Raw genomic sequence first — 22678 nt, 5'->3', positions numbered from 1 at the left:
GTTTCCCCGTGGGCGATAGCCCAATCCGCTGCCGGTCAGGTTCCGGTCGGTAATTGCAGCACATCGTCGGAGCGGTGCAGCCGCTGTCCTTTGCGCAGCATTTGTCCGTCCTGCATGGCCACACCCAGTTCCAGGCTGGCCGCGATCCGATGGGCGCGGTCGACGAACGCGTCCGCCGCCGCCGGCGGACAAAGCGCGCGTACCGTCTCGCCGAACAGCGAAAGCCACCGGTCGAAATGCCGGGAATCAATGGGCAAGAAGGCGTGTTTCACCATCGGTTGCCCGCGATACCGGCCGCTCATCAGCGTCACCGACGACCAGAATGCGAACATCTGCTGAAGATGCGGCTCCCAATCCTGGATGCGATCCCGGAAGACCGGACCGATCAGATCGTCCTTGCGGACGCGGTCATAGAAGGCGCGCACGACCTGTTCGATCATCGCCTCATCGATGCCGTGTCCGTCACTGTGCGGTTCGGCGGCACTCTCATTATCCGTGCTCATCGTTCTGCCTTTAATAGGTATTATGTTTACCTATTAAAATCACCTGCCGTTCCTTTCAAGGCGACGGTGGCGTCATGCCGCAGTTTCGGAAGCTTAGACCACGCATCCCAGGATCAGGAACAGCACGGTCAGGAAAACATTCAGCGACAATGCGCAGAGAGTCTCACCGCTTCGTTTTCTTGAAGAAGCCATCAGCATTATGGGATGGCACGAACCACGTTCTACCCAGTTTGGATGATCCGTTAGGCTGGCGCGGGACCCATCAGACGATCGGCGAGCGCCGTCAAACTGCCGACTTCGTAGTCCCATTGTCCGGTTGGTTTGAGATCCCCCATCTTTGACGGGTCCGCTGCGCCTTCCCGGGACACAAAGGCCGTTTGCAGCCCACAGGCCTGGGCGGCCGATAGGTCATAGTCATGGGCCGCTACCAGCATGGCGTTGCAAGGTGTCGTGCCGAGCAGGGCGCAGGCCCGCAGATAAACCTCCGGCATCGGCTTGTAGGCTTGCGGAATGTCGGCCCCCAGCACCACGTCCCAGGGAAGCCCGCTATGTTTCGCCATGTTGACCAGCATGCGGGTTCCGCCATCGGACAACGGTGCGACGACGAATTGGGATTTGAGCCGGGTCAGCCCCTCAACCGAATCCGGCCACGGCGCCAGGCGGTGCCAGGCCGCGTTGAGGGTTTCGAGTTCTGAGGGCGGTATGGCCTCGGTGGCAATTCCGAAGGCGGTCAGACTTTTGTGAAGAGTCTCAAGATTCAAGACGTCGAGCGAGACGAAATCGCGCCGCCCGGCCCGGATCGCGTCTACAGCCGGATCGTACCGCCCGACCCAATCGTCGGCCAGGGCCGCAGCATCGACCGTTTGGGCACCATGACGGTGAAGGAAAGCCGATAGTTCGGCGGTGATGCTGCCGCGCCAATCGACCACGGTTCCCAGGACGTCGAAGAGTAAGATGTCGATGCGACTCATGGGGGCTCCTTCAGGATCTGCAATCGATTCCGAGGTTATGTTAAAGTGGGGATGTTCAGGGTTAGTCTGCGTGTGTTGAACAGATACCCTGGGGGCGATAGAGTTTTAAGGTCGGAAAGAATGATTCAATATAATATATGGATTATATAAATGGAGACGCTTCCTCCCCTGAGGCTACTGACCACGTTTGAAACCGTGTTGCGGACCGGTGGCGTGCAGAACGCGGCGGCGGAGTTGAACGTGACGCAACCGGCGGTCAGCCAGGCGCTGAAGGCGTTGGAGGATCATGTAGGCGCGACCTTGTTGGATCGCAGGCGGCGCCCCGCTGAACTGACCGAGGCGGGACGGGTCCTGTCGCGGGCGGTGGCGGAGGGGATGGGGCAGATGCGCGATGCCGTATCTCAGATCCGACTGCTGCAGCGCGCGGAGGTCAATCGCGTCACCATCGCCTGCACGGTTTGTACCGGAACCTATTGGCTGATGCCGCGCCTGGCAGAATTCTACGATCTGCACCCGAACGTGTCCGTGCATGTGGAAACCACACCTGCGACGCCACATTTTGCGCCGGATACCGATCTGGTTATGCGATACGGGCCGGGGCATTGGACCGACGGTGTGGGCGATCTGTTGTTCCCTGAACGGTTGGTCCCGGTCTGTAGCCCCGACGCCTATGATCGGTTCGGCAGGGGCGATTTCGCGCAAGCCACCCTGTTGCATGTCGAAGTCGACGACGCCGACTGGCCGGGCTGGAGCGACTATTTCGGGCACACTGGATTAGCGCCCGCCCATAAGGCGGACAGGGTCGTCGGCGGCTATGTCCAAGCCACCCAGGCAGCCATCGCCGGCATAGGGGTGATGCTGGGATGGGTTTCGAACGCGTCCGACCTACTGGCACAGGGGCGCTTGATCGTGTTCCGTGATGCGCCCCTGTACCCCAATGCGGGTTTTCATATACTGCGTCCCAAGACCGGCCGGCGGAAACGCGCGGCCGGATTGTTGTATGACTTTCTTCTGAAATCCGCACGCCAGGCGGCCGAAGCCGGATCGCCGCAATGATGTCCGGCGGGGGCAGGCAGGGCCGCGTCCGGTGCCGAAACATCATCGGCCAGACAAGCCGCCGCTCCCCATCGGACGAAATTGCGATGCTGCATTGGAATTAAACCGGAATTTTGTATGGGTGCGATGCAAAGTCGCTTGATTTCGCCGCCGCCGGCCATACTGTCCAAGACCAACCCGGACTTTCCGGCAAATGAAGACAGGAGGGAGAATATGTCGCGCATTAAATTGGCTGGTCTTGCCGTTGTGGTCGCGCTCGGCGTGTCGCCGGCTATGGCCCAGGATCGCACTGGCTGGCCGGAAAGCTTTACGGTCGGCACGGCGTCGCAGGGCGGCACCTATTTCGCCTATGGCTCCGGCTGGGCAAACTTGGTCGCCGAACAGCTCGGCATCTCCGGCGGGGGAGAAGTGACCGGCGGCCCGATGCAGAACATGGCCAACGTCCATACCGGTCAGAACGCTTTCGGCATGACGACCATGGGCCCCGCGGCGGAATCGCTGGCCGGTACCAACCCGATCGCCCCCGGCCTGGCCATGGATAAGGCCTGCGCCATGTTCCCGATGTATCAGACGCCGTTCTCGGTCACGACCCTGGCGTCGTCGGGCATCACCAGCGTTTCCGAAATCCCGGCCGGCGCCAAAATCGGTTTCGGTCCGGCGGGGTCGACGTCCGACACCTATTTCCCGCTGATGATGGAAGCCCTGGGCGTGGAGTTTGAGCGCCGCAACGGTGGCTGGTCCGACCTGGGCGGTCAGCTGCAGGACGGGATCATCGACGTGATCGCCTTCGCGGCCGGCGTGCCGGTCCCGGCGGTCAGCCAGCTCGAAGTCCAGACCAAGGTCAACATCATCGAGTTCACCGAAGAAGAACAGGCCACGATCCTGGCGTCCTTCCCGGTGTCGAAGTTCGAAATCCCGGCCAGCGCCTACACGACGCTGGAAGCACCGGCCCGCTCGGTTTCCATGTGGAACTTCGCGATCGCCAATTGCGACCTGCCGGAAAGCTTCGTTTACGAAGCCGTCAATGTCGTGATGTCCGACAATGAGCGCATGGTCGGCATCCATAAGGCGGCCAAGTCGACGATCCCGGAAAACTGGGACAAGAACGGCGTGCTGAAATGGCATCCGGGCGCGGCCAAGTGGTTCAATGAGAACGGTGCGTCCATCGGCGCCGACATGATCTACGGCGGCTGATCCGTTTGTTGTGCTTGGGCAGGGGACGGCTTGACCGCTCCCTGCCGACTGAATGGGCGGGCCACCGATTTCTTGCGGTGGCCCGCTTTTTAGATTAGGCGAATCCTTCCCACCCATCAGAAAAAAGCGATGCGAAAGGGTGGGGGGACACTCACGGGGCAGGCTTGGGAGGCTGGGTTATGGCAGAGGACAAAACCGGCAACGACGATCATCTGATCGCCGATGGCGTGGATGAAGAACCGGTCGAAGGCAATCGGCGCCTCTATACCGGAAAATCCCTGATCATCATCAGCGCCGCCGCCGCGCTCTATGCGGCCTTCCACATGATTTCCCTGAACGGCTTGTCGATCTCGGGGCTGACCGGGGGGCTCGTTGTTCTGCCGCTTCTGCCCGATTTCCCGCTGGAAACCTGGAATTTCCGCATCGTTCACGTCGCCGGGGCCCTGGGGCTGGGGTTCCTGCTCTACAGCGCCAGCAGCTTCGCCGAAAGCGAAGCGGACGAGAAACCGATCCTCTCGTATATCGCCTGGCTCCTGATCGTGCCGGCCCTCTTTGCGACGGGCACCGCGATCTCCTTCGCCGCGGAGATTGCCGGCGGGGTGATGTGGAACGGCATCGATGAGCGTATCAAGTTCAACGAAACCTACCTGTTCGGCCTGCCGTTGCTAGCTGCGACGGTCGGCGCGATCGTCTTGTCCTGGTTCGCGCGGCGCCGGCGTGACCGGCTGGTCGTGTCCGATCTGGTGCTGGTGGTTTGCGGGATCGCAGTCGCGGTCTACCTGATCGCGATTTTCGGCACGCTGATGCGCAACGCGACAGGGACGCCTTTTGCGCCGATCGGCATGTCGCTGGCGGCCGTGGCCGGTACGCTTCTGATCATGGAACTGACTCGCCGCGTCGCGGGGCTGGCGCTGGTGGTGATCGCGACGATCTTCCTGATCTATGTTTTCACCGGTCAGCACATGCCGGGCTTCCTGCAATCGCCGGAAATCTCCTGGCAGCGCTTCTTCAGTCAGGTCTATACCGACGCCGGGATCCTCGGCCCGACGACGGCGGTATCGTCGACCTACATCATCCTGTTCATCATATTCGCGGCCTTCCTGCAGGCGTCCAAGGTCGGCGACTATTTCGTCAATTTCGCCTTCGCCGCCGCTGGGCGCGCGCGGGGCGGTCCTGCCAAGGTCGCGATTTTCGCATCCGGCCTGATGGGCATGATCAACGGCACGTCGGCGGGCAATGTCGTCGCGACAGGGTCGCTGACCATCCCGCTGATGAAGAAGGTCGGCTATCACAAGAAGACCGCCGGCGCGATCGAGGCCGCTGCCTCCACCGGCGGGCAGATCATGCCGCCGATCATGGGGGCCGGCGCCTTCATCATGGCGGAAATCACCGGCATTCCCTATACGGACATCGCCGTCGCGGCGATCATCCCGGCCATCCTCTACTTCGTCTCGATCTACTTTATGGTCGATCTGGAAGCCGCGAAGCTGGGCATGAAGGGCATGCGCGAGGACGAATTGCCCGTCTTCTCCAAGATGGTCAAACAGGTCTATCTGTTCATTCCGATCATCATTCTGATCGTGGCGCTGTTCCAGGGCTATTCGGTGATCCGCGCCGGGACGCTGGCGACCGTGGCAGCTGCCGTCGTCAGTTGGCTCACCCCCCACCGCATGGGCATCCGATCGATCAACAAGGCGTTCGAACTGGCCGGCACGATGTCGATCCAGATCATCGCCGTGTGCGCCTGTGCCGGGATCATCGTCGGGGTGATTTCGCTGACCGGGGTCGGGGCGCGCTTCTCCAACCTGCTGCTGGGGCTGGCGGCGCATTCGCAGCTTCTCGCCCTGTTCTTCGCCATGTGTATCGCGATCCTGCTAGGCATGGGCATGCCGACGACCGCGGCCTATGCCGTCGCGGCCTCGGTCGTGGCGCCGGGCCTGGTCGATCTCGGCATCCCGCAGTTGACGGCGCATTTCTTCGTCTTCTATTTCGCCGTCGTCTCCGCCATCACGCCACCGGTCGCGCTCGCCTCCTACGCGGCGGCGGGCATATCCGGCGCGAACGCCATGGAGACATCCGTCGCGTCGTTCAAGATCGGGGTCGCGGCCTTTATCGTGCCCTTCATGTTCTTCTACAATTCTGCGATCCTGATGGACGGGACGTGGATGGAAATCACGCGGGCCGCGGCGACCGCCATTGTCGGCGTGTTCCTCTTGTCGGCCGGGGTCCAGGGCTGGTTCCTCGGTGCGCGGGCGGTTTGGTTCCTGCGCGTCGCGCTGGTGATCTCCGCCCTGTTCATGATCGAAGGCGGCATCTACACCGATCTGATCGGCATCGGCCTCGCGCTGGGCACCTTCGCGCTTCAGCGGCTGATCAAGCCCAAGGAAGGCGCCCTGCCGCCGGTCCGGGGTATGGACTGACCGTTTTGGCCGGGCGCGCGGCGCGTAAAGGATCGGCGCGATGCAGAAGGTAACGGGGATTGGCGGCGTCTTCTTTCGCGCCAAGGCGCCGCAAGCGCTGTCCGAATGGTACGAGCGGAACCTGGGCGTCGATATCACGGCAAGGACCTGGGTTCAGCAGTCCGGCCAGACCGTCTTCGCGCCATTCAGCGCGGATACCGACTATTTCGGCCGTCCGGAACAGCAATGGATGCTGTGCTTTCGCGTCGACGATCTGGAGGCCATGGCGGCGCAGCTCGAAGGCAATGGTATCGCGGTGATCCACAAGGAAGATTGGGACAGCGAGGTCGGCATTTTCGCGCGGATATACGACCCGGAGGGCAACCCGATCGAACTCTGGCAGCCCTCGGCGCAATCGGCCGTTCTGGGCGGGTAGCGCCCGGTCGTCTGCCCGGTCCGGTCGGCCCGCCGGAGACGAGATGTTAGGTCAGGAAAGGGGCGGCAACGCCACCGGAACGCCGTCGCCGTCAACCACCTCGAAGTCCTGTGCTTCCGTCATGCTCAGAATGAACCGGTGGGACAGTTCAAGCGCCTGGTCATCATCGATGCCAAAAATTTCAAACGGTTTTGCACGCAGGAAAGGAATGAAGACCTTACAGCCGGAGATGCCGTCGCTGTCGACACGTGGACAGGCGATGGCGACGTCAAATGCTGTCAGGGTCCCATCCTCCCTGCGTGCAAACGCCGAAAACCTATAAGAAATGGAGTCTAGTGGTTCCATGTGTCCAATGGCGGAAGTTTGTCTACGGACTGGCCTCTAAGACAGGCACTATGTTGGCTTTTTGTCGTGGGAATACATCCCTGGACATTTCATTTTTCACGCCCCATTCAAATCTGAAGCAGATCAAAGAGGAGCAGAATTTTAAAGAATTCAAGTAAGATGCAATTTTTAATTCTGCGATTCGTGCTAATTCTTCTCACATGGTAATAGTTCGCATCCTATGAAAGGTTATGTCGCATGGTGCGTCGGCTTACGCCTTGGGAAGAGGCCAATCCTGCTGCGTATCAAAGACAACAACAGCAAAGACTGGCCGAGTTTCAACAGGCTCAGACGTTTCTGTTCGATACGATGATGCTCTATGGGCGTAGTCTCGATGCATCCCGCCAGATCCTGTTGCAGGACCGAAGCGCGGCGAAAAAGGGCATTTCCGAGGCCTTCGGGAAATGGGTCGCGTCCTTGGACTTTTTCCTACAGACCTTCGGCGACACGCGACGAATCCCGAAAAAATTCCAGGATCTCTACACGGACGTCTACGAGGTGCTGCGGCCCCGCACCCATTGGCATCAGCTCGGCTCAGCCCGCGACCCCTGGCTGGCGGCGCCGTATGATTCAACCTACGGGGGCGTACATGTATTCAATATTCCTTCCAACAACTGGTCTGGCAAAAGGCGGTTGATCCTGAATCCGAAGGAAGCGACGCCCGGATTTATCTCCGGCTACAACCACGTCTACGATCAACTGATGGGGAATCCGGCAGTGGCTGCAATGGCGGGGCAACTGACCCGGCTGAAAGTAAACTAGCTTCGGTCCGGAAACCCGGCGTTCACCGTTCCCCGGCGGTCAAACATGCCGAGTTCATTGGCTTGGATCAGGCATCCGGAACGGCATGGCAGCGCGGTGTTCGTCAGCCTGGACTAACCTATGGGTAGACGGTGGGGAGACTACACCCTGTATTTTCGCGCCGCGGCGTCATTGACCTCCACACCCAAGCCCCGCGCTTCCGGCCTCGGCAATTGGCCGTTCACGATCTGCGGGCGTCCCTGACACAGGTCGTCCAACGCCGTTTCGAAGAGCGGAAAGTACTCCACCGGCTCCAGGTTCGATAGCCCGAGGCTCGCATGAATGGCGGCGGCGGTACCAATCGCCATACTGTTCGAGTTGTGGGGTGAAACGCTTACATGGGCAGCCTCCGCCATGCTTGCGATTGCCTGCAGTTCCAAGATGCCGGAAAGGCAGATGTCGGGATTGATGATGTCGACGGCGCGTTCCTCGAACAGCCTGGCGAACTCCCTACGGGATGGAAGTGTTTCGCCGGTAAGCAGAGGCTGACGTATGGTATCGCGCACATATCGCACGGTTTTCGGGTCGGTCGGCGCAAATGGGTCTTCGATCCACAAAAGGTCAAACGGTTCCATCGCGCGTGCCAGTTCGATCGCTCGGTGAGGGCTCGCATGTCGCCACAGATCGACCGCCAATCCGATATTCGGCCCAACGGCTTCCCGAACAGCGGACAAGCGCTTCACGCCGGCAGCGATCGAGGTGTCGGCGTCGAACGGATAGAGCTTTATCGCCCGGTGCCCGCCGGCCACCTGATGCGCTGCCATCGCCGCGAAATCCTCCGCCGTTTGAGGATGGGGCGAGTAGATATTCGCATAGACAGGTACCGACTCGCGTAACGATCCGCCAAGCAACTGATAGACCGGAACGTCGAGCCGCTTTCCCAGGATGTCCCATAAGGCGATCTCGATCCCGGCGAAGGCGCAATACACGTCAAGCCCAGGCCTCTGCTGGCCGAAGCTATTGTAGGCCCGTTCGAAAAGTCCGCGAATGTCCCCGCTCGCCCGACCGATGAGGGTCGGCGCGATGGCCTGTACGATGGCGACGATGGCCTTCTCGCGATAGGAAAGATTGTGACATTCCCCCCAGCCGACGATGCCGTCGCTGGTCTCGACGCGGACCAGAATGTAAGCCTTGTGCGACCACCATGGATGGGGCCTGGCGTCGGCCGGAATGAGGTGCGGTGTGATCGAGGCGATCCGGTCGGTCATGGAACTCCAGCACTCCGTCGAGATTAGACCTTGTACGATGGATCGGCGCGATCGCATCGGCGCAACAATGCGGGCCATTCATACTTGCCTGGCGCGAAGGCATCGTACTGTTTTCTGGACTTGGCCCAAAGGCTTGGTTCGGCCGGTTCGAGCGGAAGGCCGCTGGCTTGCGCCCTCAAGGCGACGTCGCACATGCGGATCAGATAGTACATGTTCATGAATGCTTCGCCGGCGGTGGCGCCGACGGTCAGGAACCCGTGATTGCGCATGACCAAACATTTTCCGTCGCCGAGGTTTTCCGCGATTCTGTGCCGTTCGTCCAAGTCGACGGACAATCCTTCCCAATCGTGATACCGGACATCGCCGTACAACATCGATGAATCCTGCACCAGAAACGGGATGCCGTCCTTGAAAGCCGTTGCGGCGATCGCTTGCGGCGGATGGGCGTGAAACACAAACTTGTTCTGCGGATGGTGAAGGTGGATCGCGCTGTGAATCACGAAACCCGCCGTGTTGACGTCCTTTGGACCTTCCAGAACATTGCCGTGCTCATCGACCTTGATCAGGTTGCTGGCCGATACTTCTTCATAAAGAAGACCGAACCGGTGCATCAGAAAATTGTGGTCGGACCCTGGAACACGGGCGGTGATATGATTCCAGATGGTATCGTCCCATCCGAACATCGCGGTCAGCCGGAACATGGCCGCCAGATCGATACGAACCTGTTGTTCCTCAGGCGAGGTGACGCGTGCGCCAGCCGCATGCTGGAAGGTCTCTTCACTGATATTGGACGCCATTCCAAATTCCTCCCTTAACCCTGTGACGCTCTTGATGCCGCGTTATCGGCAGGCGCCGGCGCGAAGAACGAGATTTGCGGACCGGGGATCCCCGAGTTCCGTCGCGAGCAGTCTGAAGTTCTGATGAAACCGCTCACGCGTGACCGCACAGATTTGCATAAAGCGGCGCGGGTCGGAAAAGGCCGAGCGGGCGTGCAGGGCGCGATGATTGTCGAACACGACCGCTTCTCCTGCCTTTAGGCGAATTCGGATCTGGTTCTCCGGGGCCATCATCATCGCGCAAAGTCGGTGATAGGCGACCAGATAGTCTTCCATGACGCTCTCCGGCAGATCCGGCGGTCCGGAGGCGCGTGTGTGCAGGCGCGTTCCGGAGATTTCTCCATCGTCGTCGAGCGCGATGACCGGCGCGTAGGCGCGCTGGTCGAGCTTCCCCGGATGCAGACGCACGAAATGATGGTTCCAAGCCGACAGCAGGTGAAAGCTTTTCGGATGGTCCCGGCGGAGTTTCTCCGCGATCCCGAACCCATCGACCATGATGGAATCGCCGCCATCATCGGCGGGATGAATGCAGGCCAGAGCCTCAATGCCTGGCGGGGAATACACGAAGGCTTCGTCGGAATGGGGCGGCACGTCCCGGAATGTCGTTCCGGCGGTGCCTATCGTATTGCTGGGCCTCAAGTCGAAAACCGCCCCATAAGCGGATTGCGAGACCTCGCCGAACAATTCGGCGAATTCGGTGACGCAGCCCGGCTCGCGCGGCCCGTTGGTGACGACGACAATGCCGTGAGAAATGAGATGCCGTTGCAGGGCCAGCTTCTCGGTCGCGCCGCTTCGGACCTTATCGAAATCGAAGGTCAGGTCACAGAGGTCTGTCGACGCGTCCCAGTGTATCACGGGTTGCCGCCTGGCCAAGCGGGCGCGGTCGTCGTATCGGTTCTCGTTCAGCCAGTTGGCGGCGAAGGTGGACACGTGCCCGTCGCCCTCCCACTCCACGACGATTTTGTCCGTGTCCCAGGCAACAGAGGCGGGCTTGATGGCAATGGACTCGAGCGACGGGATATAGCGCCGCAAGCTGGAGTGACAGTCGCCACAGACCTCGCAGTAACAGCAGTCTCTCAGCCAGATGTAATGAAAGGTGCTTCTGTCGCCATCAACCCAGTCGACCTGCAGTCCGGAACCGTTCTTGGTTACCGATGCGATCGCTGCAGCATTCAAGGTTTGCATGACAAGTCTCCCAGGACCTCTTCCGATAGATCCGAGACTATTCTTGCGATTTGTGACGGTGAACTGCCGTAGCGGCTATATCTGATATAATAGAAATGTTATGTTTATAAGGCTTGGTTATGCCAAAGAGGGCATGATGCGATTTTGGAGAAGCGGCTTCGATGGCTGGAAGCTCAGATCTAACCATTCATCAGTTTCGCGTGTTCGATACGGTCGTGAACTGCGGCAGTTTCACCCGGGCGGCCCTGACACTCGACATCCCTCAGCCGGCGATCAGCAGGATCGTCAGCAGGCTGGAGAGCGAGGTCGGTACGCGGTTGCTCAACCGCTCCAACGCCGGTGTTTCACTTACCGCCGCAGGGGAGCGTTTCCATGCCAATGCGATCGGCGCGGTTCGGCATCACGACCTGGCTCTGGAGGAAGCGAGAGCGTCGTCCGGATTGTTGATCGGCGATGTGGTGATCGCGGCGCCGGACAGCGTCGCGGGTGTACTCTTCGCCCCTCTTGTACAAGGCATGAAGGCCCGTCATCAGAAAGTCAGCCTGCGCACCATCGCGGCGCAGAGTATCGACATCCCCGCGATGGTTGCCGCGGGATCGGTGGATATCGGCATCATCGCCGACACGCATGTTCAGCCTTCCGGGCTGCGCGACCCGCTGTTCAAAGAAGACCTCTATCTCACCGGCCCAAAGTCCGCCGCCGTTTTCCAGAAACGCGATGTGACGGTTTCCGAGGCCTCCGCTCTCCCTCTAATTCTGAACGCGATGCCTGGCGGACTTCGAACCCTGATAGACGAAGGTTTCGCCGAAACCCGGAGCAACCCCAATGTCATTATCGAAATCGATGCCAACAATGCGCTGTTGGAATTGCTGATCGAGGGGGCGGGCTTCTCGATCCTGCCATACAGTCTGGTCGCATCCTCGCGAAGCCGGGATTATCTCGGCGCGGTCCGTCTGATCGAACCGACGCTCTCAAGAACGCTTTATCTGATCACGCCGCCGGGAAAGCCGGTCCGATCCGTCGTCGGGGAAGCAATCCGTCAACTTCGGCACGTCACGGCACAAAGGGCCGCCTACGCACGGTGGAGGCATGTAGACAGGGAATGACGCCCTAAGGCTCGATGGCGGAGAGGGTGGGATTCGAACCCACGGTACCCGTGAAGGCACACCTGATTTCGAGTCAGGCCCGTTCGACCACTCCGGCACCTCTCCGCGATAGGGCATGGAATTGCCCCGGTCGAAACGCGCGCCTGTCTACACGATGGGCCGGGGGCTGCCAAGTCCCAATCATGGCGGATTTGCGACTGCCGGGGGCGGGTGTGAAAAATCCCAGTTTGCCGTTGACTTGCAAGGGGCGATCCGTATATTCCGCGCTTCTCGCAGCCCGGCTTCATCAGGAAACGGGCCGTGGGACATTTTGCGTGACTGCGCTGTCCGAGGTTCGGCGGGGATCAGGGTTCCCGGCCGCCGCATGAAGGAAAGCCCGTCCGCCCGGTCGCAACAGCGCGGCCCCGGGACGGCACCATAGGACGCGTGAAGCGAAGATAAAGGAAGAGACCCATGTTCGCGGTAGTGAAGACGGGCGGCAAGCAATACCGTGTCGCCAAAGACGATGTGATCCGCGTCGAGAAGCTCGACGCCGAAGCCGGTGAAACGGTGATCCTGGACGAAGTCCTGATGGTCTCCGACGAGAACGGCGCCAAGACCGGCACCCCGCTGCTGGAAGGCGCGGCCGTCGAAGCCGAAGTGGTCGAGCAGACCCGCAACAAGAAGATCATCATCTACAAGAAGAAGCGGCGCCAGAACTACCGCCGTAAGAAGGGCCACCGTCAACAGGTGACCGTTCTGAAGGTGGTGGACATCTCGCTGGACGGTTCGAAGAAGAAAGCCAAGGCCCCGGCCAAGGCGAAGACCGAAGCCGCCCCGGCCGCCGATACCGGCGCCGCCGAAGCGAAGGCCGCGCCGAAGAAGGCCGCTGCCAAGAAAACCGCGAAGAAGACCGCCGCCAAGAAGGCCGCGGCCAAGAAATCCGACGCCGAGTAAGGCGCGGGCTAGCCAAAAAGGAGCTTGAACCATGGCTCATAAGAAAGCAGGCGGTAGTTCCCGGAACGGCCGCGATACCATCGGCAAACGCCTGGGTGTCAAAAAGTTCGGCGGCGAAAACGTTCTGGCCGGCAACATTCTGGTCCGTCAGCGCGGCACCAAGTGGCATGCGGGCGAGAATGTCGGCGTCGGTCGCGACTACACGCTGTTCGCGCTGGTGCACGGCAATGTCGAGTTCAAGAAGACGCGCGACCGCACCTATGTGTCGGTGCGACCGCTGCCGGAGGCCGCCGAGTAAGGCCGGTCCCGGACCCGACAGCGCGTCGATCGGGTAATGAGAAGGGGAACGGCCGGGCCGTTCCCCTTTTTGTATTTATGTCTCTGCGGTTCCGGCCCTCTCCCCCACCCGGCCACCCACATCGTAAGCTGCCGTTGGGTGGCCGGGTGGGGGAGCGGGCCGGAACCGAGATGAAAATGGACTAGAACCATGAAGTTCCTGGATGAAGCCAAGGTCTATATCCGCTCCGGCGATGGCGGGGCTGGATGCGTGTCCTTCCGGCGGGAAAAATTCGTCGAATTCGGCGGGCCGGATGGCGGCGATGGAGGGCGCGGCGGCGATGTCGTGGCGGAGGCCGTCGACGGCCTGAACACGCTGATCGACTACCGCTATCAGCAGCATTTCAAGGCCAAGACCGGGACCCATGGCATGGGGGCGAACCGCACGGGCAAGAGCGCGCCGGCAACCATCCTGAAGCTGCCGGTCGGAACCCAGATCCTGGCCGAGGACAAGGAGACGATCCTGGCCGACCTGACCGAAATCGGGCAGACGGCGATACTGGCTCGCGGCGGTCTGGGGGGGCGCGGCAACGCGACCTTCAAATCCTCGACCAATCAGGCCCCGCGCCGTGCCGACCCCGGTGAGCCCGGGGAAGACCGCTGGGTCTGGCTGCGCTTGAAGCTGATCGCCGATGCCGGGCTGGTCGGCCTGCCCAATGCGGGCAAGTCGACATTCCTGAATGCGGTCAGCCGGGCCAAGCCGAAGATCGGCGATTATCCCTTCACCACCTTGCATCCGCAGCTGGGCGTGGTCGGTGTCGATTCGCATGAATTCGTCATTGCCGACATTCCCGGCCTGATCGAGGGCGCGCATGAGGGCTCAGGCCTGGGCGACCGGTTCCTGGGGCATATTGAGCGCTGCCAGGTGCTGTTGCATTTGATCGACGGGGTCGAGGACAATGTCGTCGAGGCCTATCGGACGATCCGCCACGAATTGACCGCCTATGGCAACGGGCTGGACGAGAAGCCGGAGATCGTTGCGATCAATAAGTCCGATGCCTCGATTCCGGAACTGCTGGCCGAACAGATCGCCGCCCTGCGCAAGGAAACCGACGCACCGATCCTGGGCATATCCGGCGCGGCCGGTACCGGGGTGATCGACGCACTACGCGCGCTGTGGCGGGTCATTGAACCCTTCCGCAAGGCGGAGGCGGAACGCCGTGCAGCGGAGGCGGAGAAGAAGGCGCCGCCGGAAGAAGAACTGGAGCCGAAGCCCTGGTCGCCGCTGTAGGGGAAGGGGAGAGCGCCATGCGCCTGACCGACGCCAAACGCATCGTCATCAAGATCGGCTCCGCCCTTCTGGTCAACCCGGACGGGACGATCCGCCAGGCCTGGCTGGACGCGCTGGCCCAGGACGTCGCGGCTTTCCGGATGGCGGGGCAGGAGGTGTTGATCGTTTCCTCAGGCTCCATCGCCGTCGGGCGCCGCATATTGGGTCTTGGCGACGGCGCGTTGAAGCTGGAGGAGAAACAGGCCTCTGCCGCGACCGGTCAGATCCGCCTTGCCCATGCCTATCAGACCGCCTTGGCACGGCATGAGATCACCGTCGCCCAGATTCTGCTGACCCCGTCGGACACGGAAGAGCGGCGGCGTCACCTGAACGCCCGTGCGACGCTGTTGCAATTGTTGAAGCTGGGTGCGGTTCCGGTGATCAACGAGAACGATACTGTCGCCACCAGCGAAATCCGCTATGGCGACAATGACCGACTCGCGGCGCGGGTCGCAACCATGGCCAGCGCCGATCTGCTGGTTCTGCTGTCGGATATCGACGGTGTCTATACCGCCGATCCGCGCAAGGATCCTGCCGCCACGCATATCCCCGAAATCCGCGCAGTGACGCCGGAGATCGAGGCGATGGCGGGCGACGCGGTGCCCGGCGTCTCTACCGGCGGGATGATCACCAAGCTGGACGCCGCCAAGATCGCTCTGGCGGGCGGGTGCCGTATGGCCATCGCCCTGGGCCGCGACGACCACGCACTGGGCCGTTTGGCCGAGGGCGCGAAGGCGAGCTGGTTTGTGCCCTCCGATCAGCCGGTTACGGCCCGCAAGCGCTGGATTTCAGGTACCCTGAAACCGGTCGGAGAGGTTGTTGTCGACGCCGGGGCCCTGGCGGCCCTGGGCCGGGGCAAGAGCCTGCTGCCGGCGGGCGTCCGCGCGGTCGGCGGCACGTTCGAGCGCGGTGACGCCATACAGATCAAGGGGCCGGACGGGCGGGTCGTCGGAAAGGGGCTCAGCGCCTATTCCTCCGAGGACGCAATCCGGATTGTCGGCAAAAGGTCCGCCGAGATCGGCGAAATTCTGGGCTATGACGGCCGGTCGGAACTGATTCACCGGGACGATATGTCGATAGACCCGGCGGAAATTGCGGTTGCGGACACTTAATTCACGGGCCTAGGCTGCGCCTCGATTGGCGTAAGGAGTAAGACACCATGGACGGCGTTGCGACAGCGGACGAGTCGAAAGCGGACCTGACGGCGATGGCGGGCAGAGCCCGGGCGGCCTGCAAGGCGCTGGGCCTTGCGACGCCGGCGCAGCGTGCCGATGGGCTGCGCCGCGCGGCCGGCGCTGTTCGGGCGCGGGCTGACGAGATCGCGGCCGCCAATGCCAAGGACATGGCCTTCGGACGCGAGAAGGGGCTGAGCGCCGCGATGCTGGACCGGCTGCTGCTGACGCCGGAGCGGATCGAGGCGATGGCGGCCGGGCTGGATTCCGTGGCCGACCTGCCGGACCCTGTCGGCCGGGTGATCGATTCCTGGGACCGTCCGAACGGTTTGAAGATCGAACGGGTCCGCACACCCTTGGGGGTGATCGGCGTGATCTATGAAAGCCGCCCGAATGTGACCGCCGATGCCGGCGCGCTGTGCGTGAAGGCGGGCAATGCGGCGATCCTGCGCGGCGGGTCGGAAAGCCTGCATTCCTCGGGCCTGATAGCGGACTGCCTGCGCCAGGGGTTGGCCGAGGCGGGGCTGCCGGAAGACGCGGTGCAGATCGCCCGGACCCGCGACCGGTCCTTTGTCGGTGCGATGCTGGGGGCGGCAGGTCTGATCGATGTGATCGTCCCGCGCGGCGGCCGCAATCTGATCGAAAGGGTCATGAGCGACGCGCGGGTGCCGGTCTTCGCCCATCTGGAAGGGCTGGTGCATCTCTATCTGCATGAGAAGGCCGATCCGGAGAAGGCGGTCGCGATTGCGGTCAACGGCAAGATGCGCCGGACGGGCATCTGCGGGGCGACCGAAACCCTGCTGGTCGACCGGTCCGTGGCGGGTGCTCTGCTGCCGAAAGTCGCCGCGGCCCTGGCCGAGGCGGGGTGTGTCCTGCGCGGCGATCCGGAGGCGAGGTCGATTGTCGACGGCATGGCGGCCGCGTCGGATGTCGATTGGTCGACCGAATATCTCGACGCCATCCTGTCGGTGAAGATCGTCGGCGGCCTGGACGAGGCCATGGCGCATATCGGCCGTTACGGGTCCGACCATACCGATTGCATCGTGACTGAAGATACGGCAGCGGCCGACCGCTTCCTGACCGAGGTCGATTCGGCCATCGTCATGCACAATGCCTCTACCCAGTTTGCCGACGGTGGCGAATTCGGGATGGGCGCGGAAATCGGGATTTCCACCGGTCGGATGCATGCGCGCGGGCCGGTCGGCGCCGAACAGTTGACCAGTTTCAAATACCGCGTCCGCGGCACCGGCCAGATACGGGGCTGATCCGGCGCCGATGCGTAAAATTCCTCCCAACACGCCGGTTCACCGGAAACGGCGGATGACGGTCGGCCTGTTGGGCGGATCCTTCAATCCGGCCCATGAAGGCCACTTGCATATTTCCCGCGAGGCCTTGAAACGCCTGAAGCTGGACCAGGTCTGGTGGATGGTTTCGCCGCAGAATCCCTTGAAATCCGCGACCGGGATGGCGGGTTTCGAACAGCGTATCGGCTCGGCCCGGGCGATGGCCCGCGACCCGCGTATCCGGGTGACCGATGTGGAACGCCGCCTGGGCACGACGCAGACCGCGCTGACCCTGGAACGCCTGTCGCGGGCGGTTCCGGGCGTGCGGTTCGTCTGGCTGATGGGCGCGGACAATCTGTTGCAGATTCATCGCTGGTATCGCTGGCATAAAATCTTCATGTCCGTTCCCCTTGCCGTTTTCGCAAGACCTACGTATGATTCCAAAGCGTTGGCCGGGTTGGCGGCAACCCGGTTTGCCAGGGCGCAAGTCCCGGAAAGGCTTGCCACGACCCTGGCTTACAGAGCGCCGCCGGCCTGGGTGTTTATGGCGATACGCCGACATGCGGCGTCGGCCACCGCGATCAGGGCTTCCGGCGGGTTCCCCTCTTCAGACCCCGACCAGACCCAGCCTTGAGACACGGAAACCGGCCGCAGGCGAGTCGGCGGTTTGAGAAGGAGAGACCGAAGATCGCTACCAACCTTGCGCAGCAGCAACCGGATCCCGACGCCTTGTTGGGATTGATCGAAACCTCACTGGATGACGACAAGGCGCAAGCCGTGACCGTCATCGAACTGCGCGGCAAAACGACGATAGCCGATCACATGGTGATCGCGTCCGGCACATCCAGCCGGCAAGTCGTTTCCATGGCCGACCATCTTCTGGAAAAGCTGAAAGCCAAAGGCGTACAAGGGGCGACCGTCGAAGGGTTGAGCCAGGGCGATTGGGTCCTGATCGACGCCGGCGATGTGGTCGTGCACCTGTTCCGCCCGGAGGTCCGCAGCTTCTATAATCTTGAGAAGATGTGGGGCGTGGCGATGCCGGAACCGATCGGCATGCACGCCTGACCGGGACAGGCGGCCAAGATTTCGGCCGCCGGAACAGTGAGGGACCGATGCGGATTCGCATCATCGCGGTGGGGCGCGCCAAGCGCGGTCCCGAACAAAGTCTTTATGATGTCTATCGCAAGCGTATCGCCTGGCCTTTGGAGCTAATCGAGGTCGAGGAAAAACGCCCGCTCCCTACCGATCAGCGCATCCTGCGGGAGGACGAACTGATCCGCGCCAAGATCCCCGATGGGGCGGTCATCGTTGCGATGGATGAGACCGGGGACGACCTTACGAGTCGCAAATTGGCGGCGCGGTTCCAGGATTGGCAGGATCGCGGCGTGGGCGACGTCGCCTTTCTGATCGGCGGCGCCGATGGTTTATCCGACGGCCTGAAGAGCGCGGCGGCCCTGAAGATCCGTTTCGGCCGGGTCACCTGGCCGCATATGCTGGTCCGTCCCATGCTGGCGGAACAGATCTACCGATGCCGACAGATCCTGGACGGCCATCCCTATCATCGCGATTGAGGCGGGGGTCAAGCGGCCCTTAGAAGAACCCGCCGTTGCGGGGGGCTTGCGCATTGCCGTTCAGGGCCAGGGACTGACCGAAGGCCAGGCCCGCCTGCAGCCGAACCGCGGCCAGCCCGTCCGAAGCGACGGCTCCCGGCTGCTGTTCGTTCCGGTCGGAGGCGGTCTCGGTCCCGGCACTTTGCCGGATGGCGGCGGCGGTTTGAACTTCCGTACCCTGTGCCGTGGATCCGTTATCGGCCCTGCCGCGGGCGGCCTCGGCGGTATCCGCTTCTTCGCGGCGTTGCTCGGCTTCTTCGGCGCGGGCCGCGGCCTGTTCCGTCCGTAAATCGGCGCGCGCCTGGGCGATCTGCTGCTGCGCTTCGGCCGCCACACGCCGATCCTGCGGCGACGGTTGGGACGGGGCCAGAGCCGCGCGCCGAACCTGTTGCGCTTTCGCGATCGTTGCTTCCGGATCGCCGGCGACAGGGCTGGTGTCAATGCTCACCTCGCCGCCGACGGCATAGAGCCGCCCATCGGGACCACGCTGATACTCATAGGAGGGCGGTCCGGCAAATCGGCCGCCGGCCGCCGCGTGGGCTTGTTCATGGCGGCGGACCTCGGCGTCACGCCGCTGCAACTCCCGAACGATGGCCTCGTCTTCCGGCGTCAGACCGTCCGAGCCTTCTTCATCGGCCTGGGCCGGACGTTCCTCTTCTTCCGCCACCCGGTTCGCAGTCCCGCCGGGAGGGCGTCGGCCGTCTTCTGATTCCTGCGCACCGGGCGTGGTGTTGCGAAGCGGCGCCGCGCCGCCGGTCTGCTGCAATACCGCCACAGCCTGCGCGCTGAGTGTCGAGCCCTGAAAATCGAAGGCTGTGGCGCCCGGGCTTTGCAACGCCTGGGCCTGCGGCACGCTCGGCACCGGCGTAGCACTTTGGGCGTCGCGTGGCGATCCGATCTGCTGAATAGTTGCTAAGGCGGCCGTGCCGGCCCGGTCGATCTGCATCGTTCGTCTTCTGACGGTTCATCTGAAACTGCACCGGAAACGACAATTCCGGCCGGTCTCGTGACCCGATGGTTCGCCGCAACCGCCTCAATGCGGAGGGCGGTTTAAAAGGCCTTTCTGCCCCAACCTTCTGCGAACCCTAGCGAAAATCCCGGAAAAAGGCGACTCCGAAAAAAACTTCGAAAATAAATTGGTCTGAGGTGTGGAATTCATTGAATCACACAAACACAGTGTATAGATTAGAAAACTACAGTTGGAGATACAGTATGACCCGAGCCGCCGCCAGCCCCCATCGCCTCGACACCGCCCTTCAGGCGCTGTCCGGCCTGTCCGATACGCCGCTGTTGAGCAAAGCGTTGGAGGAAATCTTTCCGGGGCGAGCCTGTGTCGTCTCCGCTTTCGGTGCGGAATCGGCGATAGTGCTGGATCTCGTGGCGCGGATCGATCGGCGGACACCGGTTCTGTTCATCGATACCGGCAAACATTTTCAGGAAACGCTGGATTACCGCGACATGCTGATCGACCGGCTGCGGCTGGAGGATGTCCGCAGCATCGGTCCGGCGCGCGACGCAACCCCGGGCGATCCCGACGGCTTGCTGCACCAGACTAATACCGATGCTTGCTGTGATCTGCGCAAGGTGCAGCCGCTGGAAAAAGCCCTGGCACAGTTCGACGTTTGGGTCACCGGCCGCAAACGGTTCCAGGGCGGTGCGCGTGCCGTCTTGCCGACAGCCGAGACGGATGGGCCGGACCGACTGAAACTGAATCCGCTGGCCGATTGGACTCCCGACCGGATCGACGCGTATTTCGACAATTTCGCGCTGCCCCGGCATCCGCTGTGGCATCGTGGGTATCGCTCGATCGGCTGCGGCCCCTGCACGGGCAAGCCCATCGCAGCCGGCGACGATCGGTCCGGCCGTTGGGTTGGTCAGGAAAAGACGGAGTGCGGCATTCACCGCTACGGCGAACGCGCCGCTTAGCTATCCCCAAAGGGCTCCTGTCTGCGCCGGAACGCAGGTGCGGACAGGGCACCCGTATCGGTTATCCACCGAACTTCGAGAATTCCCGGATCACGCGTTCATAGATCGGGCGTTTGAAGGGGACGATCAGGTCGGGCAATTCCGCCAGAGGCACCCAACGCCATTCGCTGAATTCGGGCTTGTGATGGGTCAGGTCGATATCGCCGTCCTGGCCCAGGAAGCGGAAGGCGAACCAGCGCTGGGTCTGGCCCCGATACTTGCCCTTCCAGATCCGACGGGACAGGCCGACCGGCAGGTCGTACGGATACCAGGTCTTGCTTTCGGCCAATATTTCGGCGCGATCCGTACCGACTTCCTCACGCAGCTCGCGCCAGGCAGCCTGTTCCGGAGACTCGCCGGGATCGATCCCGCCTTGGGGCATTTGCCAGTGATCGCCTGGAACATCGATCCGGTTGCCGACGAAAACCGACCCGTCGCCGTTGAACAGCATCAGGCCGACACAGCGGCGGTAGGGGCGGGGGTCGTCTCGATAGGGATCGACGGAATCAGTGATCGCTACCGGGCCCGTTCGCGATGGCACATCCGATTGTTCCCGTCCCGACATCCCTGCTCCAACTACGCTTCGGCCGGTTCACCGGCCTGATTTTTCGTCGCCGCCCTTGGGGACGGTCAGCTTCCGCGATTGCGGGCGGCTATTATGCCGGATAACGGCGATAGGACCATCGATTTTCCTGCAAGGTCCCTTGTCCAGGACCCGACACGGTCCATCAGCATGGGAAAGGCTTGAACGGCGACGATGGCCGTTTTCTGGTTCTTGGCTACCAGTTCCAACTGGCTCAACCGTGTCGTCACCATGGGCCGCGACAGGGTCTGGTCCAGCACCAGATCGGCCGTGGCAAAGGGGGTGCTGAGTTTCTCGGACAGTTCCGGCGCGACGCTGGTCGCATTCTCCAGTGTGTCCAGATAGACAAGGCCGCGGCTGGTCAGCGCCGCCAGGATGGGCTGCATCGCGGCGCGGCTGGCGGTGAAACCGGACCCCTGGAAATTGACCACGCCAATGTAGCCTGAACTGACGCTGAGCACCCGTTGCAGGTTGAGCAGGTTCTGCTCCTCGTCGACCGACGTCATCAGCGACAGCAATCCCGCGTCACTGCGCGGGAAATCGCGTGGTTCCATGGGCAGACCGATCATCACTTCATGGCCGGCGTCCCGCGCCTTGGTGATCCATTCCTCGATCCTCGGCGCATAGGGCGAAAAGGCCAGGGTGACGGCGCCGGGCAGCGCGATAGCGGCCTCGGTACTGCGCTCCGACAGGCCCAGATTGGTGAAGACGACGGCGATGCGCGGCCGAGTCTCGAGACTGCTGGACGGCCGGGCATAGACTTTCCAGGGCAGGCGGCCGTCCTCGCCAATCCGGGGCAGATCACCGATCGTCGCGACGGTTTCGACCAATCCAGGATCGGGATGGGGGGCCAGATTACCGGCATAGGGGTCGGGTTCGTCGACCGACCGGATGGGCGGCTGATCCGTTTCCGTCACTGGCTCAGCCGCCGTTTGATCGGCGGTGGCTTGGGCAGGCGTTTCGGTCGCCTCCGCCGGGGGAGTCTCGGAAGACGCGGCTTCTTCCTGGGCGGTGTCGGTCGGCTGGCCGCGCTTGTCCACCACATCGAATTCCGTCATCTCGACGCGCGGTACCTTGGCCTCCAGCTCGGCCTCGATCGCGTCCGACTTCAGGAACAGATAGGTGCCGACCCCCACGACTGCGAGAAACAGTGCCGCATAGGCGGCCGCAACCGGCAGGATCTGGGCGTTGCGCTCAAAGAAGGTCGGCTTTAGATGATCGGGAACGCCGGCATAGGGATCGGTCTTGGCGGAGCCGTCCCCAGAATCGCCTTCGGACCCGTCGCCGGACCGGCCGCCCAGCTTTCCGGGCAGCTTGGCGCGCAAGGACGGGCCAATCCCTTTCAGCTTCTCGACAATTGCGGCCAGGTTCGGTTTCGCCAATACAAACCCTCACTGCGCGGCCGGGCGACCGAACCGCGCGTTGAGGATGCGTGTCCGCGTCA

At 62.4% G+C, this 22678-nt stretch carries 24 protein-coding genes and 1 tRNA gene; 15 read left to right on the top strand and 10 right to left on the bottom strand.

Going from position 1 to position 22678, the window contains the following annotated elements:
* Positions 1 to 35: 35 nt before the first annotated feature.
* Together ACO06O_RS14995 and ACO06O_RS14990 are read right to left on the bottom strand one after the other, a co-directional pair.
* Entirely contained in the window at positions 36 to 503 is a 468-nt protein-coding gene (locus ACO06O_RS14995; RefSeq protein ID WP_421881348.1) for a group III truncated hemoglobin, read from the bottom strand.
* A 242-nt stretch (positions 504 to 745) separates the two neighbouring features.
* A complete protein-coding gene (locus ACO06O_RS14990) occupies positions 746 to 1474 on the bottom strand; it encodes a haloacid dehalogenase type II (RefSeq protein ID WP_421881345.1) in 729 nt (242 codons plus the stop codon).
* A 150-nt stretch (positions 1475 to 1624) separates the two neighbouring features.
* Here ACO06O_RS14990 and ACO06O_RS14985 point away from each other — a divergent pair, with 150 nt between their 5' ends.
* The 4 genes from ACO06O_RS14985 (at position 1625) to ACO06O_RS14970 (ending at position 6559) form a co-directional block, all read left to right on the top strand.
* Complete coding sequence (locus tag ACO06O_RS14985) at positions 1625 to 2530, top strand: LysR substrate-binding domain-containing protein (RefSeq protein WP_421881342.1); 906 nt, start codon at positions 1625 to 1627, stop codon at positions 2528 to 2530.
* A gap of 213 nt (positions 2531 to 2743) precedes the next feature.
* Positions 2744 to 3724 carry a TAXI family TRAP transporter solute-binding subunit gene (locus tag ACO06O_RS14980; protein WP_421881339.1) on the top strand — a complete coding sequence of 327 codons (981 nt, stop codon included), beginning with the start codon at positions 2744 to 2746 and terminating at the stop codon, positions 3722 to 3724.
* 179 nt (positions 3725 to 3903) lie between these two features.
* A complete protein-coding gene (locus tag ACO06O_RS14975; RefSeq protein WP_421881336.1) occupies positions 3904 to 6144 on the top strand; it encodes a TRAP transporter permease in 2241 nt (746 codons plus the stop codon).
* A gap of 40 nt (positions 6145 to 6184) precedes the next feature.
* The gene (locus tag ACO06O_RS14970; RefSeq protein WP_421881334.1) at positions 6185 to 6559 is read left to right on the top strand and encodes a VOC family protein; all 375 of its coding nucleotides are present in this window, start codon (positions 6185 to 6187) and stop codon (positions 6557 to 6559) included.
* Between the two features lie 51 nt (positions 6560 to 6610).
* Here ACO06O_RS14970 and ACO06O_RS14965 read toward each other — a convergent pair whose 3' ends face one another.
* A complete protein-coding gene (locus ACO06O_RS14965; protein WP_421881331.1) occupies positions 6611 to 6904 on the bottom strand; it encodes a hypothetical protein in 294 nt (97 codons plus the stop codon).
* 237 nt (positions 6905 to 7141) lie between these two features.
* Here ACO06O_RS14965 and ACO06O_RS14960 point away from each other — a divergent pair, with 237 nt between their 5' ends.
* Positions 7142 to 7705, top strand: a complete 564-nt coding sequence (locus ACO06O_RS14960; RefSeq protein WP_421881328.1) for a hypothetical protein — start codon at positions 7142 to 7144, stop codon at positions 7703 to 7705.
* Positions 7706 to 7845: 140 nt separating this feature from the next.
* Here ACO06O_RS14960 and ACO06O_RS14955 read toward each other — a convergent pair whose 3' ends face one another.
* From ACO06O_RS14955 to ACO06O_RS14945, 3 genes are read right to left on the bottom strand one after another with little or no spacing between them, the layout of a single operon-like run.
* A complete protein-coding gene (locus ACO06O_RS14955; RefSeq protein WP_421881326.1) occupies positions 7846 to 8952 on the bottom strand; it encodes a mandelate racemase/muconate lactonizing enzyme family protein in 1107 nt (368 codons plus the stop codon).
* Positions 8953 to 8975: 23 nt separating this feature from the next.
* Positions 8976 to 9749: a class II aldolase/adducin family protein gene (locus ACO06O_RS14950; protein ID WP_421881323.1), complete on the bottom strand. Its 774-nt coding sequence runs from the start codon at positions 9747 to 9749 to the stop codon at positions 8976 to 8978.
* Between the two features lie 42 nt (positions 9750 to 9791).
* Positions 9792 to 10973, bottom strand: coding sequence for a TauD/TfdA family dioxygenase (locus tag ACO06O_RS14945; RefSeq protein ID WP_421881320.1), 1182 nt, complete (start codon positions 10971 to 10973; stop codon positions 9792 to 9794).
* Positions 10974 to 11134: 161 nt separating this feature from the next.
* Between ACO06O_RS14945 and ACO06O_RS14940 the strand changes: the two genes are divergently transcribed.
* Complete coding sequence (locus tag ACO06O_RS14940) at positions 11135 to 12079, top strand: LysR family transcriptional regulator (protein ID WP_421881317.1); 945 nt, start codon at positions 11135 to 11137, stop codon at positions 12077 to 12079.
* A 15-nt stretch (positions 12080 to 12094) separates the two neighbouring features.
* On the opposite strand, the gene ACO06O_RS14935 is transcribed toward ACO06O_RS14940, so the two are convergent.
* Positions 12095 to 12184, bottom strand: a tRNA-Ser gene (locus tag ACO06O_RS14935).
* Between the two features lie 348 nt (positions 12185 to 12532).
* Here ACO06O_RS14935 and rplU point away from each other — a divergent pair.
* The 8 genes from rplU to ACO06O_RS14895 all read left to right on the top strand — a co-directional run bounded on the left by rplU (position 12533) and on the right by ACO06O_RS14895 (position 18647).
* Entirely contained in the window at positions 12533 to 13015 is a 483-nt protein-coding gene (gene rplU, locus ACO06O_RS14930) for a 50S ribosomal protein L21 (RefSeq protein ID WP_421881314.1), read from the top strand.
* 31 nt (positions 13016 to 13046) lie between these two features.
* Positions 13047 to 13313 carry a 50S ribosomal protein L27 gene (rpmA, locus tag ACO06O_RS14925; RefSeq protein WP_420418329.1) on the top strand — a complete coding sequence of 89 codons (267 nt, stop codon included), beginning with the start codon at positions 13047 to 13049 and terminating at the stop codon, positions 13311 to 13313.
* A 189-nt stretch (positions 13314 to 13502) separates the two neighbouring features.
* The gene (obgE, locus tag ACO06O_RS14920) at positions 13503 to 14582 is read left to right on the top strand and encodes a GTPase ObgE (RefSeq protein WP_421881312.1); all 1080 of its coding nucleotides are present in this window, start codon (positions 13503 to 13505) and stop codon (positions 14580 to 14582) included.
* A gap of 17 nt (positions 14583 to 14599) precedes the next feature.
* Positions 14600 to 15733 carry a glutamate 5-kinase gene (gene proB / locus ACO06O_RS14915; RefSeq protein WP_421881309.1) on the top strand — a complete coding sequence of 378 codons (1134 nt, stop codon included), beginning with the start codon at positions 14600 to 14602 and terminating at the stop codon, positions 15731 to 15733.
* Positions 15734 to 15780: 47 nt separating this feature from the next.
* Positions 15781 to 17058 carry a glutamate-5-semialdehyde dehydrogenase gene (locus ACO06O_RS14910; RefSeq protein ID WP_421881307.1) on the top strand — a complete coding sequence of 426 codons (1278 nt, stop codon included), beginning with the start codon at positions 15781 to 15783 and terminating at the stop codon, positions 17056 to 17058.
* Between the two features lie 10 nt (positions 17059 to 17068).
* Positions 17069 to 17710 (top strand): nicotinate-nucleotide adenylyltransferase, encoded by a 642-nt coding sequence (locus ACO06O_RS14905; protein WP_421881303.1) that lies wholly within the window; start codon positions 17069 to 17071, stop codon positions 17708 to 17710.
* Between the two features lie 95 nt (positions 17711 to 17805).
* On the top strand, positions 17806 to 18141 hold the full coding sequence (gene rsfS, locus ACO06O_RS14900; protein ID WP_421881299.1) for a ribosome silencing factor: 336 nt from the start codon (positions 17806 to 17808) through the stop codon (positions 18139 to 18141).
* 47 nt (positions 18142 to 18188) lie between these two features.
* The gene (locus tag ACO06O_RS14895) at positions 18189 to 18647 is read left to right on the top strand and encodes a 23S rRNA (pseudouridine(1915)-N(3))-methyltransferase RlmH (RefSeq protein ID WP_421881295.1); all 459 of its coding nucleotides are present in this window, start codon (positions 18189 to 18191) and stop codon (positions 18645 to 18647) included.
* Positions 18648 to 18666: 19 nt separating this feature from the next.
* Here the strand turns inward: ACO06O_RS14895 and ACO06O_RS14890 are convergent, their stop codons facing one another.
* On the bottom strand, positions 18667 to 19632 hold the full coding sequence (locus tag ACO06O_RS14890; protein ID WP_421881291.1) for a putative metalloprotease CJM1_0395 family protein: 966 nt from the start codon (positions 19630 to 19632) through the stop codon (positions 18667 to 18669).
* Positions 19633 to 19898: 266 nt separating this feature from the next.
* Between ACO06O_RS14890 and ACO06O_RS14885 the strand changes: the two genes are divergently transcribed.
* A complete protein-coding gene (locus tag ACO06O_RS14885) occupies positions 19899 to 20612 on the top strand; it encodes a phosphoadenylyl-sulfate reductase (protein ID WP_421881288.1) in 714 nt (237 codons plus the stop codon).
* Positions 20613 to 20673: 61 nt separating this feature from the next.
* Here ACO06O_RS14885 and ACO06O_RS14880 read toward each other — a convergent pair whose 3' ends face one another.
* The gene (locus tag ACO06O_RS14880) at positions 20674 to 21192 is read right to left on the bottom strand and encodes an RNA pyrophosphohydrolase (protein ID WP_420418320.1); all 519 of its coding nucleotides are present in this window, start codon (positions 21190 to 21192) and stop codon (positions 20674 to 20676) included.
* An 89-nt stretch (positions 21193 to 21281) separates the two neighbouring features.
* Positions 21282 to 22616 carry a divergent polysaccharide deacetylase family protein gene (locus ACO06O_RS14875; protein ID WP_421881285.1) on the bottom strand — a complete coding sequence of 445 codons (1335 nt, stop codon included), beginning with the start codon at positions 22614 to 22616 and terminating at the stop codon, positions 21282 to 21284.
* Positions 22617 to 22678 lie beyond the last annotated feature (62 nt).

It is taken from the genome of Pacificispira sp., from assembly GCF_965228185.1.
Lineage (GTDB): Bacteria > Pseudomonadota > Alphaproteobacteria > UBA8366 > Aestuariispiraceae > Pacificispira.
The sequence above is the reverse complement of the archived record's forward strand: the minus strand, read 5'-3'. Positions and strand labels throughout refer to the sequence as shown.